Here is an 11,018-nt window from a genome sequence, read left to right as displayed (position 1 = left end):
CTCACGATGAAGTTATTATGATTGCGAATGTGTTATCTTAATTTTTGGAGTTGCATTTACCAGTTGAATCCGCCACTACACTTTATATATAAGGTCTGATTATTGAATTAATCAGACTTATTAAATTTATTTAAGCCCTGCCCTCTCTTTAAATTATTAAAAATAGGTAACTGATTCTTAGAAAAATTAGATCTATAGAATCGGCCTAAATAGTCTCACCACTGGCGAGACTATTTTATTCATCTGATAGTAGCTCGTGTATTTTTTCTTGTAACACTTTCTTATCAGGAAGTTGAATTTGGTACTCTGCGATCCATGCAGGTGATAGAGTTCTGTTTAATGAAAACTCTACTAAATACCATCATCCTTTTTAAAGTTCCTTTCATTTTAATCTATAAAAAATTCCTATAATCAATTTTAAATTTTTCACCTATACGTTTTGCTAATTCCTTTCCAATAGCCCGCCTACCATTCTCCATCGCAGATAAATTAGTTTGAGAAATATTTAAAATTTTAGCTAACTCAATTTGGTTTAAACCTTCTCGATGACGTAAACCTTTTAATAAAAGACCAGGTTCACCATGTTCATTAATTAGATCACCAAACACGTCATCGATAGATAAATCAGTTTTGCTTTCTTCTTTTACCCTATACTTTTCTATAATACCTACCGGCAATGCATAATGTGCCCCATGCCAAGTAACCATAGCAATACTTTCAGTATGGGGCTTTTTCATGTGTTCCGACATAATACACCTCAATAAGTTTTACTTGTTTATCTATTACTTCCCAACAACAAACATACGTGGGCTTTCCTTTCATTAAATGGCAATGACGCTTGTCCCCTATCATGCCTTTTAGTTTTCCATAATTTTTCCAGCTTCCACTTGTACTTGGTCCGTTTCGCTCTATATCGCGAAGCAAAAGTAATAGCGTTGCTTTTGCAGATTTAGGTAGCTTATCTACTTGCTTGGCTGCTTTATTTGTTATTTTTATTGTCCAGTTCATTAAAAAATTATATATCAATAATTGATATATGTCAATTATTGATATATAGAAAAGAAAATAGGTGATTTATTTCCCTACTTATGCAGTATTTTATGGGTTCTAAAACGGGGACAATTAGGGTTTTACGGCATATCCAGCCCAAACTGGCAATGAGTTTTTTCAAAAAATTAAATATCGTTTTTAACGCAATCAGTTTGTTGCTTTACTGATTGACCGAATAGATCCTAAAAAAGGATATTTAGCAGTATCTTTTCATTGTTTCTGTACTGTGGAAAATAGGATATCTATCAGAAGCGCTACGTAAAGTGAAAATTGCGTTACCTCAGAATGAAACTAAAGACTTCGGACTAAGTAATGTCCTTATGTTATTGAATGGATTACTTAACTATTTTCACCCTGATTTTGATGAGGAGATGCTAGATACCATAGAAGAATTTGTTCATGGATTGAGTGAGCATAGTTTTAAGATTCCCGAGAAGATCACAGCAATAAGGGCATTAAGATTAATTTCACTACAAACTCTTTCTTAGGAGTCATTAGCTGGAACCCCAGAATCATCTTAGTGTAACTACTAGGCCTAGCTATCGTAACTTCCGCCCTGACACAAAAATTTAAAATATCAGATCGGAAAATCCCCTATAAAATCATTATACTTATCTTGAGCATCGGCAAGCTTAACTTGAAATATAATCTCTTTTTGCATTACCTGATTAGGATTGAATAAAAGCATGATCGATATTTTTTTCATTAACGCTCTTATTTATTTCACCATCCATAATAGCTATTCCAAAGCTCAAAAATAATTAAAATTCCTTTTTTATCAAGAAGTTCTTAGTCAAAACCAATTTATTACAATTTTTTGGGTAATTTTTTACAACTACCATAATATGAAGTACTTCCAAATTTTGCAATTAAGTAACCAGTATATCTGTCTATTAAAAAATTAATCCCCCCTGATTTCCCCACTATGCATGCATAAGTGTCGTTATCATAACTAGCTTTTGCATACTTTTTTGCACCCCATTGATTTTTTTCAACTAAAATTCTAAATTCACATCCCCCTTTAGAACCTAATAAGTATTTATAGCCCTGAAAATTAAACTTAACAAAAAAATTCATCTTTTCAGTAGGATTAGTATAGGGCATATCAATATTACATATAAAAGCAGATTCCTCTGGCAATTCCATGCACCCAGTAATTTCAAGACAGAATGTAAGTAAAAACCACTTATATTTACGCATGTATCCTTACTTTCTCCGAAAATATTGTATAGTATGTGGTTCAGCTTCTATAGATCATAGCTAATTAATTGTTTAGTTTCTATTGAATGTTGGGTCCTTGAAATAGTTTAGATTTAGCACATCCTTTTAAGATCTTCTATTGTCTACTGTAAAAATAACTCTACACCAATTTATCTATCATGTGCTGGCACTTTGCTTTATACACTGATGCCGAAAGAATACTGAAGCAATTTCAATAGCATCTAGTGAAGAAGTATCTAAGAATTTTAATCTAGCACTACTGAAAATGCATTTTGTCTTGGAAAAATGAATCGCAACTTTCAGCCATTAAATGGATAGGAGGAAAAATTGACAATCAAACACCACATATAAAGCAAATAGGGGTTCCTTTCAGGAAGGTACGAAATTTCCCAGTACATCCTTATAATCCTTTACCAGTCTAAGCTGTAGCCAATAAATCGATTTTTTCATTTGCTATTAAATTTTGTATAACCTCATGTAGATTTAGACATTCTTTGTCATTATAAAATTCATATTTTCCAATCAAATTGATATGTTGCCAGGCTACGGGAGATAATCGAATAATTTTCAACCATTCGCCCTCCATCTTGTTCTTTTTATTACTCATAAAGCCCAGAAAACTTATATCAGAATATAACAGTTCTTCATTTATGTTAGAGAGTTCTTTATCCACTTTCTTCCTCAACAATATATCTGCGCGCAGACACAAATTGATAAAATTGATATTTCAGGCAAGAAAACGGGGATTTTCTCTACTCCTTTACCCTTCGTTCTATTTTATGGAAAATCCAGGATGGAGTTGGTAAAAAATAGGGTTAAAATTTCTAAGTTAGGATATCGAAAATAATTTTACTACAGGCCTTCGGGGAGTAACGGAACTTTCAACCTACTTAATCTAATAAATATATTTAAAAACAAAAAGATATAATATATGCCCTGTGAAATAGTTGAAATATTGCAATGGGCATTTAAAGAACTATTTGAAAAAGTTGTAAGATCAGAAAGTGGGTACTAGACTTAACGAAGAAAGCGTGCCAGCGATAGCGCTCGGAATTTAGTTTCGCGCCATATGTTTCGTTTTAATGATCTAACAAGGAGGAAGTCATGAGCATATTTGGTAGCATCGTTTCCAAAGTTTTCGGAACTGCAAAAGCAACTACATCAGTGGACGCCGGCGGCATTTCCGGCAACACGGATGTAGCCCCCTCCACCCCAAAGCCGATGACAGGAGCCGAAGTCGAAGCGATGATCCAAAGGGCCGCCGATACTGCTGGTCGTAAGGACTACAATTGGAAACAATCCATTGTCGATATGATGAAGCTACTGAACCTCGATTCAAGCCTTAGCGCCCGCAAACAGCTTGCCCAGGAACTTGGCTACACTGGAGCGCTCGACGGTTCGGCTGAGATGAATGTCTGGCTCCACAAGCAGGTTATGATTAAGCTCGCCGAAAGCGGCGGCGTCGTACCTAAGAGCCTTAAATAAAAAATACGGAAAAGAACCAATGCGGCTCACAACGGTGGCCGCGTTTATGGCTCTACCCTAAATAAGAGGCACTTTAATGATCTTAGTATAAAATAAGTACTTGATTTAGCTATCAAAAAATAAATTATATAGTAAATGTGTATCCAGTATAGTGATCTTGCCTCGATATACCGGACACCAACTTTATGCAGCACGGTATTTTCCTTATAATAATCTTATTCAAATAATTCCTCTATTGTGGACTGTAATTCATCTTGACTAGATTTTGCATAACGAAAGATTTCTTTAATAGATACGTTACCACTAAGTTCCTGAGCAAAATGAACACCATGCTTGTCAGTCACTTTTTTTAGAAATGTATGGCGCAGTTGATGAGGAGCAAACTTAAATTTTTCATTATCAGGCAAGAAAACTAGCGCTTGCTTTAAAACTCTCTGACAAATCCGATACACATCCAAAGTTTGCAAACGAGTTCCATATCTCGTAATAAATAAAGGCTCACCTTCAGATGTCTGTCTTTTCTCCAAATACGAATCCAAATATTCTCTACTCTCTAGGGGCAAAGGTATTTTATTGCTTATCCTTTTGGACTTATGACGTAGCACATCATAAAGTCCTTTTTGTCGATATTGCCCTACATTTAATGAAACAACTTCTGATTCGCGAAGACCTGTTCCCATTAGCACATAAAATAAAGCCGCCTCCATTACAGGGTTTTGATTTTTACGAGTACAACTTTTAATCCGTTGTTCACATGCAGATTTAAGCCGCATCATCTCGCGCGAAGTGAGCCCGTTCCAATCGGGAGCATCAGTTTGTAAATCTTTGACTTGGGCAAGTGGATCACCTGCTAACAAGGGACGTTGTTGATGAAGCCATCTTCCCACATGGCGAATCGTGGCCATAGTCCGGTTGATGGAAGTTGCTTTATAAGGTTTACCCGTTTTATCAGAAATAGTTTTACATAAGTTTTTCTGGAATTGTTTGCTAACAGCTGGCGTCCAATTATCAACCATGTCATGCCCTACTTCCGATTGGAAGAAATGAACAAATTTGGAGAGGTCATTCTTTTTAGCGCTTTCTGTTTTCTCAGGAGCCCCTTTGACATGCACTGAGTAATAATAGGACAACCATGCAGAAAGTGAATTGGTGTCAAAATGAACATCTAAGGGGTGAAAAATCTTATCTATCACGAACTTTCGATTTTTTGAATTTTGGCCATCCAGGAAATTCATAGGGTACCTTTTTTATTTTTTCCTCATTAGACCCTTTTTGTGATGGATAAGGTACGTTATCTGTCACAAAGTTTACTTGACTAATGCAAGGATAAACAAGGATTAATATTGAGCTTTTAAACTGGTCATTTATTACTCTTCACAAAGTCGTTGTCTATAATTAGTAAAACTTCTATATGCCTCAATACTATGCAAAAAATTATCTTTTGCCTTCTCATATCTCTTACACCCTTTGTAGCTTCATCGCCCATAATACTTAAAGATACTGAGTGTAAATTAATTTCTGGCATAGACGTATTGAATGTCTTGGAAGGAGATATTTCAACCACCAAGTGTAATAAGTTTGGTAATATTTTGAGCTGCAACTATTTTGATGTTAATGGAAAAAAGTTCAATGATACAGAGACATATTTAATACTTGACGATAATGAAAACATGGCCGTTTGGAAAAGTGAAGCGGGAAATGTTTTAATTTCTTTGAATTATACTACTTCTCAGTTTCAAATGGGGACGACAAGACTCGCTTATCGGAATGGTATTCTTCTGATAATAAATAAAAATTGTGTTGGCAAGATATTAAGCCATTAATGAATGCATTTTCAAATCTAACAAATAAGTTAATAAATTCATTGTTATTCAGAAATATATTTTACTCTGTTTTCTTTACTGGCTTAATTAACTTGCTCAACGTAATAATTCAATTTGCTTGGCGTGTGATAATAACAGTTAATAAAAACCCCTTTATTGCCATTGGTAATTGTATTCGGATTCATAAAAATTGGTTAATTTGTTTCTCAATACGTTTTTCAGATGAGACAATGAATTTTTTATCAATCTCAATTCCAATAAAATTACGTCCTCTGTTTAAGGCTGCTACAGCTGTCGTTCCACTTCCCATGAATGGATCAAGAATGATGTCGCCTGGCTCGGTGAATTTTTCAACCAACCACTCAACGTGAGATAAATTTCTGGGGCAGGGATGATTAGAATTATATTTATCAGGTTGAGCAGGAGGACAAAAGTCACTATGGGGCTGCCCTGGCAGCAGATGATTGCCAGCTCTGGATCTGGGTGCCGTACCATAAATATAGGCTACATCACCAGTAATAAGTATTCTACCTAGTTTACTAGGTAAGGCATATGGAAGAGTCACAGTCCTAATAAAAGAAAATTGATTCGGAACGGCATTTAAAATACGTGGATCACTATCACATCGTAATTGAATAATTATTCGACCTTTGTTTGTTAAAAATTGACTTAAATGAAAAAGTGACTCCGAAAGTAGTGTAAATGGATCATGTGAACCAGATAATGATTCTATCGCATTAGGCCAAACTGGGTCAGTTAAAATAACATCTACTGAACTATTTAAAGCGACTTTTCTAGCATCACCGTGTATTAGAGATGCAGATCCAATGATTTTGACAATCCCTTCAGCATTATGACGCTTCTCTTTATATTGAATTTTATTTATTTGCTTATCTAATAAGCATAATGCTTTTGCTGCAGAAACAGGAATAATTTGTTTTCCTGATGCCCATCGAGAAATGGTTTCTCTCCGATATCCTAATGCGTGAGCAAGAGGTGTTTTCCAACGTGTTCCGTAATGCTTTTTTCCGATGAGAGTTAAATCGTTCGCTTCCATTTTATTTAATTAAGTGTGATTTAAGATCACAAATTATGTTTTATTTCATATCGTTTTACAATATAATTTGTGACTATAGATCACGAAACAATAAATATTAGTTCTTAGTATATTGACTCCAAATTTCTTCACTCTTTACAAAAAATGAAGAAATTGGGCTATATCAGGCGCTAAATAACCTACACTGCCAATCTTCAACTATAGATGTTTCCTTGTTTTCAATGAATTTTTTAAAAAAATTAGTCACGTATTCAGCCTTACAGTGAATATCAAAGGCTTTAATATCAGAATATTCTTGAAGGAGAACAATAGTGTACTTGGATTTTGTAGGAGACCCGGGGTGCTCTACCTGATGCGTTACTCGAGCGCTAATACAACCAGCTTCATTTTCTAAGGAAAGGTTTAATAGTTTTGTAAATTGCTCTCGCAATTCCTGCTCCTGATTTTCTTTTGCTAACCATTCAGAAACTACAAATACACGATTTGGCATGTCAGTCTCTCACTTCAATAAAAGTCATAATATAGTACACACCCCACTTTGAATGCTAGGACTATTATAAATAATCTCTTTGCCACTACTCTCTCAGAAATCTAATTCTTAATTTACTTAATGGCGCCTAGCGTGTACGGCGGGGCTATTTCCAGACAACATTCTAGTTCACCAATAAATTTACATGCGCATAAAATGGTCATTATGAAAAATATGAATCTTTGAACTTAGAACTAAGTAGCCTTTAAAATATAGGAAAAATTGTTCTTGCTCTATATTTATTCAAATATGGTTAATAGTTCCAACTATTTTAGTGAAAAGGAAACAAAGTTGTCACAAAACAGTCCCGAAGTACACGCTAGGCATTTTAAGAGAGTTTCCTTAGGACAGAGCATCTATGAATAAGTCTCAACAAGCCCAGTTGAGTTTTCGCAATCTTATACAATTAATACAAGATGCCCATAGACAGCTTTCCTCGAGAGCGAAGAAAGCTGTCTATACGTATTTAACTATTAGAAATTGGTTGATTGGTTACTATTTTGCTGTATATGAGCTCAAGGGTTCAGATATTGTTAACTATGGAGATCTGTTATTAAAGAACTCTCTGGGGTCGTTTTTTTAAATGATAAACTTCTTCTCGGTCAACCGAGATGGACTTAGGTGCGTTAATTCCAAACGAAATATCTCCATGCTGGGGAGATTTTTTAGGGAGTATCGTAACGAGTTGGTTATTAATTTGAATGACAAGCGTTTCTTCAAAGAAGATATTAACAATTTCCATTTTTAATCCTTTATTTCAATAGACCTAACTTTAGTGAAGAGGGTTTGCTTTTAACTTATTGGCATTCTAGCAAATAACCGTTATTTTCCAAATTAACGCGAAAACATAGAAACTACATTTGGACTCAATAATAACTTTTTCTCCTCCAAATAATCCCAACAAATTCGTCTAATACCAATCATTTCTTCCAGCTGTAAATCAATAATGGGTTCTTTGCTGCCTGAATGAAGTAGTTGTAAAATTTGAATATTACCATGCGCTTTATCTTGCCAATCTTGAAAAAGAGGCGGAATAAAATATTCAAAATGAATTTGGACTGGTAATTGAGAACCATTTTTACGCAAGAATGCAGTTTCTACTAAATAATGCGACATAATTTGCTGTACTCAGTAAAAGGAATTCATCAACTCCATTCTAACTCATTCTAAAATTGCTTCACATTCCTTTAGGATATTTGTCCAAATCATTTTATGATAAGCATAATAACTAAAAGTCCTTTCAAAATGACTGAAGAATTGATTAGCCTGATTTCTCAACATTCTGAGTATCAATTACTAAAGCGAGTCCCCTCACTTTATACGCCACGTACGCAGACCGACTCTCAGCAGTTTATAGCAACAATCATTGATTTAGAAACTATGGGCCTTGATGCATCCCTTCACGAAATCATCGAATTAGGTCTCCTTTCTTTCTCCTTTTCCAAAGCTGACGGTATTTTAGCTGTCATCGATACATATAACGAATTAAACGACCCTGGAAAACCCATTCCCCTCGAAGTCACTCAAGTGACTGGTATTTCCAATGAAGACGTTCAAGGCAAAGCCATCGATTGGCTAAAAGTCACTCAAATTCTATCCTCTTCTCATCTCATCATTTGTCATAACTCAGGCTTTGATAGAAACTTTTTAGAATTACAAACGCCTGCCTCTCTTAAACCCATTGTGCAAGCCCTACCGTTTGGCTGCACCATGAAAGACATTGATTGGAAAAAGCGCTTGATTGAAAGTAGCAAGCTCGATTATATCAATTGGAAATTAGGCTACTTCTATGACGGTCACCGTGCTTTAAATGATTGTTGGGCCACTTTTAATTTATTAATTCAAGACTCCAATGCCTTTGAAGAATTAAAAGCGAATGTTCGCAAAAAAGAAACGCTGCTCGTCGCGGCTCACGCGCCTTTTGATAAAAAGGACTTACTAAAACAACGCGATTATCGCTGGTCTGATGGGCTTAATCGACTGCCTAAATCCTGGTGGAAAATCATTTCTAATGAGCACTTGCTTGAAGAAAAGCAATGGCTTGATGAGGTTATTTATGGCAAACCAGGGGCTTCCAATGCCCTACCCTCTTCAGAGATTGGCGCAAGAATTCGCTATTCGTTTCGAGCTGAAATGCTAGAAGTTTAACTTTAATTGCGGCTATCTTGATTACTCCTTTTAAGAGGCTATCAAGTGGCGATTATGAACAATAAGACAAGAGGGTCTTGGTTTAGGCTCTTTAATCCAATTCATTACAGCCCTAGTAATTGCTTTGTTTAAGGGTCTTATCATATACCAATTAATATCAAGCTCAATGGCTTGGCTAAGGTAGCTAAGCGTTTCATTAGATGTCACCAGCATAAACGGAACTTGATGATTAATGGTGTGATGTTTAATGGCAAGGATTGCTTCAAAGCCATCAAATCCATCCTCAAGCTCAGGATTTACAACAATCACATCGTATAAATGACGATTAGCTAGCTCTAAAGCCCTATCTCCGTTCATAGCAATGTCCACTTCTGCTTGCTGACTTCTCCAAAGCAACTGCTCAAATCGTTGAATAAGTCCATCCGGTTCAATCAGTAATAGACGAGGATTCATCATTTTTTTATCCTTCCTGGAATGATTTGCCTCTGTCTATTATAGCTAAGGGAGAAGAGCTTAGCCTCTTGCCGAAAGGTAAGCTCCTTTTGCGTTTAAGTCCTCAAAAAACATGAAGGAGACTTGTCTATACTGTAAAAAACACTCTCATTAATCCATTTGCCATTATGTGTGGACGTTTTGCCCTTAATACCGATGTTGAAACCATTTTAAAGCAATTTTCAGTTGCCTCTTGTGAAAATCTGCCTTTCAGTTACAACGTCGCCCCGACAGAACCCGCACTTTGTTTAGTCAACAATGAAGCCCAAATAACAGGGATTCAAATGCGCTGGGGATTTATTCCTTGGTATTCTCAGGCCTTGACGGGTAAAAAACCACCCCTACTTATTAATGCCAAAGCTGAATCCATTTTAGAAAAACCGGCTTTTAAGCAATCCGTGCAACATAGGCGTTGTGTGTTAATCATGAGTGGCTTTTTTGAATGGCTTCACCTTGAAAAGACTAAAGAAAAACAGCCCTTTTTTATTGAAGAACGCCACCATGAGTTACTTGCTATTGCTGCCATTTGGCAACAAGAAAAAGATGAGAATCTACCTTCTTTTTGCCTACTTACCATTAATGCCCATAACCCTTTGGTAAAAACCTTACACGAGCGCATGCCCTGGATGCTCTCACCCCTTCAAACCCAAGAATGGCTAAGAGAAGAACAATTATCTGCCGCTCACTTAAAAGAACTCTTAGCAGCAGATAAGCCCATCGATTTAATGGCCTACCCTGTCACCCAAGCAGTCAATAGTGCCAAATATAAAGAAAAAGATTCGATAAAACCGAAAGTCTAATCTAGGTCTGCGCTTCGATATAAGGATTAGGATAACCTTCAAGGCTTGCTACCGCCCTTCCCCACTCTCTTTCCCAGGTTGTCGGTGGAAATTGTTGATTCCAGGCTTTAAATAATTGACGTTGCGATGAACTTAAACGAATCTGATAACGGTCAGCCATAAACAAATTAGCACGTGCCACTAGTCCTTTAATCCTGTCGTCAGGTTCAGCCTTGCGATGCTCTTTATCAAAATAAATCAAACAACCATAAAAAGGGATTTTATCGGGGACTATGCCATAGCGATAATTAGAACGAACTTGATTGACCAACCCTTCAGCAGGCCATAAATTGTATAATTCAGCCTCAGCTTCTTTAAAACGTGCATCAATTTTGGCACAGCACTTTCTGCCTTTATAAGGCTTACCCTTCTTG

17 protein-coding genes are annotated in these 11,018 nt (G+C 36.1%); 5 read left to right on the top strand and 12 right to left on the bottom strand.

Annotated elements, in window-relative coordinates:
- Nucleotides 1-392: 392 nt before the first annotated feature.
- Both Ldro_RS15350 and Ldro_RS15345 read right to left on the bottom strand, forming a co-directional pair.
- Nucleotides 393-749 carry a helix-turn-helix domain-containing protein gene (locus tag Ldro_RS15350; RefSeq protein ID WP_083498002.1) on the bottom strand — a complete coding sequence of 119 codons (357 nt, stop codon included), beginning with the start codon at nucleotides 747-749 and terminating at the stop codon, nucleotides 393-395.
- Nucleotides 718-1,008: a type II toxin-antitoxin system RelE family toxin gene (locus Ldro_RS15345; protein ID WP_058497308.1), complete on the bottom strand. Its 291-nt coding sequence runs from the start codon at nucleotides 1,006-1,008 to the stop codon at nucleotides 718-720. The genes Ldro_RS15350 and Ldro_RS15345 overlap by 32 nt, the downstream gene beginning before the upstream one ends.
- Before the next feature lie 305 nt (nucleotides 1,009-1,313).
- On the opposite strand from Ldro_RS15345, the gene Ldro_RS15340 reads away from it, so the two are divergent.
- Entirely contained in the window at nucleotides 1,314-1,538 is a 225-nt protein-coding gene (locus Ldro_RS15340; protein ID WP_058497307.1) for a hypothetical protein, read from the top strand.
- Between the two features lie 89 nt (nucleotides 1,539-1,627).
- Here Ldro_RS15340 and Ldro_RS16935 read toward each other — a convergent pair whose 3' ends face one another.
- The 3 genes from Ldro_RS16935 to Ldro_RS15330 all read right to left on the bottom strand — a co-directional run bounded on the left by Ldro_RS16935 (nucleotide 1,628) and on the right by Ldro_RS15330 (nucleotide 2,944).
- Nucleotides 1,628-1,756: a hypothetical protein gene (locus Ldro_RS16935; protein ID WP_274519123.1), complete on the bottom strand. Its 129-nt coding sequence runs from the start codon at nucleotides 1,754-1,756 to the stop codon at nucleotides 1,628-1,630.
- A 101-nt stretch (nucleotides 1,757-1,857) separates the two neighbouring features.
- Nucleotides 1,858-2,250, bottom strand: coding sequence for a hypothetical protein (locus tag Ldro_RS15335; protein ID WP_058497306.1), 393 nt, complete (start codon nucleotides 2,248-2,250; stop codon nucleotides 1,858-1,860).
- 439 nt (nucleotides 2,251-2,689) lie between these two features.
- Nucleotides 2,690-2,944 (bottom strand): hypothetical protein, encoded by a 255-nt coding sequence (locus Ldro_RS15330; protein WP_058497305.1) that lies wholly within the window; start codon nucleotides 2,942-2,944, stop codon nucleotides 2,690-2,692.
- Between the two features lie 431 nt (nucleotides 2,945-3,375).
- Between Ldro_RS15330 and Ldro_RS15325 the strand changes: the two genes are divergently transcribed.
- Nucleotides 3,376-3,756 (top strand): DUF3597 domain-containing protein, encoded by a 381-nt coding sequence (locus tag Ldro_RS15325; protein ID WP_058497304.1) that lies wholly within the window; start codon nucleotides 3,376-3,378, stop codon nucleotides 3,754-3,756.
- A 215-nt stretch (nucleotides 3,757-3,971) separates the two neighbouring features.
- On the opposite strand, the gene Ldro_RS15320 is transcribed toward Ldro_RS15325, so the two are convergent.
- On the bottom strand, nucleotides 3,972-4,991 hold the full coding sequence (locus Ldro_RS15320; protein WP_058497303.1) for a tyrosine-type recombinase/integrase: 1,020 nt from the start codon (nucleotides 4,989-4,991) through the stop codon (nucleotides 3,972-3,974).
- A gap of 189 nt (nucleotides 4,992-5,180) precedes the next feature.
- Here Ldro_RS15320 and Ldro_RS15315 point away from each other — a divergent pair, with 189 nt between their 5' ends.
- A complete protein-coding gene (locus Ldro_RS15315; protein WP_058497302.1) occupies nucleotides 5,181-5,579 on the top strand; it encodes a hypothetical protein in 399 nt (132 codons plus the stop codon).
- 181 nt (nucleotides 5,580-5,760) lie between these two features.
- Here the strand turns inward: Ldro_RS15315 and Ldro_RS16855 are convergent, their stop codons facing one another.
- The 4 genes from Ldro_RS16855 to Ldro_RS15295 all read right to left on the bottom strand — a co-directional run bounded on the left by Ldro_RS16855 (nucleotide 5,761) and on the right by Ldro_RS15295 (nucleotide 8,281).
- Complete coding sequence (locus Ldro_RS16855) at nucleotides 5,761-6,636, bottom strand: DNA methyltransferase (RefSeq protein ID WP_058497301.1); 876 nt, start codon at nucleotides 6,634-6,636, stop codon at nucleotides 5,761-5,763.
- A 163-nt stretch (nucleotides 6,637-6,799) separates the two neighbouring features.
- The gene (locus Ldro_RS15305; RefSeq protein ID WP_058497300.1) at nucleotides 6,800-7,126 is read right to left on the bottom strand and encodes a putative quinol monooxygenase; all 327 of its coding nucleotides are present in this window, start codon (nucleotides 7,124-7,126) and stop codon (nucleotides 6,800-6,802) included.
- Nucleotides 7,127-7,718: 592 nt separating this feature from the next.
- The gene (locus Ldro_RS15300; protein WP_058497299.1) at nucleotides 7,719-7,907 is read right to left on the bottom strand and encodes a carbon storage regulator; all 189 of its coding nucleotides are present in this window, start codon (nucleotides 7,905-7,907) and stop codon (nucleotides 7,719-7,721) included.
- A 92-nt stretch (nucleotides 7,908-7,999) separates the two neighbouring features.
- Nucleotides 8,000-8,281: a hypothetical protein gene (locus Ldro_RS15295; protein ID WP_058497298.1), complete on the bottom strand. Its 282-nt coding sequence runs from the start codon at nucleotides 8,279-8,281 to the stop codon at nucleotides 8,000-8,002.
- A gap of 129 nt (nucleotides 8,282-8,410) precedes the next feature.
- On the opposite strand from Ldro_RS15295, the gene Ldro_RS15290 reads away from it, so the two are divergent.
- Nucleotides 8,411-9,313: a 3'-5' exonuclease gene (locus Ldro_RS15290; protein WP_058497311.1), complete on the top strand. Its 903-nt coding sequence runs from the start codon at nucleotides 8,411-8,413 to the stop codon at nucleotides 9,311-9,313.
- 30 nt (nucleotides 9,314-9,343) lie between these two features.
- Here Ldro_RS15290 and Ldro_RS15285 read toward each other — a convergent pair whose 3' ends face one another.
- Nucleotides 9,344-9,769, bottom strand: coding sequence for a response regulator (locus tag Ldro_RS15285; RefSeq protein ID WP_058497297.1), 426 nt, complete (start codon nucleotides 9,767-9,769; stop codon nucleotides 9,344-9,346).
- Nucleotides 9,770-9,933: 164 nt separating this feature from the next.
- Here Ldro_RS15285 and Ldro_RS15280 point away from each other — a divergent pair, with 164 nt between their 5' ends.
- The gene (locus Ldro_RS15280) at nucleotides 9,934-10,605 is read left to right on the top strand and encodes an SOS response-associated peptidase (RefSeq protein ID WP_058497296.1); all 672 of its coding nucleotides are present in this window, start codon (nucleotides 9,934-9,936) and stop codon (nucleotides 10,603-10,605) included.
- Nucleotide 10,606: 1 nt separating this feature from the next.
- On the opposite strand, the gene Ldro_RS15275 is transcribed toward Ldro_RS15280, so the two are convergent.
- Nucleotides 10,607-11,018 (bottom strand): endonuclease (locus Ldro_RS15275; RefSeq protein ID WP_193786662.1); only part of this gene is annotated, 412 nt, incomplete at its 5' end.

This window comes from Legionella drozanskii LLAP-1, from assembly GCF_001467585.1.
GTDB lineage: Bacteria > Pseudomonadota > Gammaproteobacteria > Legionellales > Legionellaceae > Tatlockia > Tatlockia drozanskii.
Note: the sequence above shows the minus strand (reverse complement) of the source record. Positions and strands in the feature narration are given on the sequence as shown.

Excerpts from the sequence above, each read along its gene's own strand:
- Ldro_RS15350 (WP_083498002.1), bottom strand. The coding sequence starts at position 749 with ATGTCGGAACACATGAAAAAGCCCCATACTGAAAGTATTGCTATGGTT.
- Ldro_RS15345 (WP_058497308.1), bottom strand. The coding sequence starts at position 1,008 with ATGAACTGGACAATAAAAATAACAAATAAAGCAGCCAAGCAAGTAGAT.
- Ldro_RS16935 (WP_274519123.1), bottom strand. The coding sequence starts at position 1,756 with ATGAAAAAAATATCGATCATGCTTTTATTCAATCCTAATCAGGTAATG.
- Ldro_RS15335 (WP_058497306.1), bottom strand. The coding sequence starts at position 2,250 with ATGCGTAAATATAAGTGGTTTTTACTTACATTCTGTCTTGAAATTACT.
- Ldro_RS15325 (WP_058497304.1), top strand. The coding sequence starts at position 3,376 with ATGAGCATATTTGGTAGCATCGTTTCCAAAGTTTTCGGAACTGCAAAA.
- Ldro_RS15320 (WP_058497303.1), bottom strand. The coding sequence starts at position 4,991 with ATGAATTTCCTGGATGGCCAAAATTCAAAAAATCGAAAGTTCGTGATA.
- Ldro_RS15315 (WP_058497302.1), top strand. The coding sequence starts at position 5,181 with ATGCAAAAAATTATCTTTTGCCTTCTCATATCTCTTACACCCTTTGTA.
- Ldro_RS16855 (WP_058497301.1), bottom strand. The coding sequence starts at position 6,636 with ATGGAAGCGAACGATTTAACTCTCATCGGAAAAAAGCATTACGGAACA.
- Ldro_RS15305 (WP_058497300.1), bottom strand. The coding sequence starts at position 7,126 with ATGCCAAATCGTGTATTTGTAGTTTCTGAATGGTTAGCAAAAGAAAAT.
- Ldro_RS15300 (WP_058497299.1), bottom strand. The coding sequence starts at position 7,907 with ATGGAAATTGTTAATATCTTCTTTGAAGAAACGCTTGTCATTCAAATT.
- Ldro_RS15295 (WP_058497298.1), bottom strand. The coding sequence starts at position 8,281 with ATGTCGCATTATTTAGTAGAAACTGCATTCTTGCGTAAAAATGGTTCT.
- Ldro_RS15290 (WP_058497311.1), top strand. The coding sequence starts at position 8,411 with ATGACTGAAGAATTGATTAGCCTGATTTCTCAACATTCTGAGTATCAA.
- Ldro_RS15285 (WP_058497297.1), bottom strand. The coding sequence starts at position 9,769 with ATGATGAATCCTCGTCTATTACTGATTGAACCGGATGGACTTATTCAA.
- Ldro_RS15280 (WP_058497296.1), top strand. The coding sequence starts at position 9,934 with ATGTGTGGACGTTTTGCCCTTAATACCGATGTTGAAACCATTTTAAAG.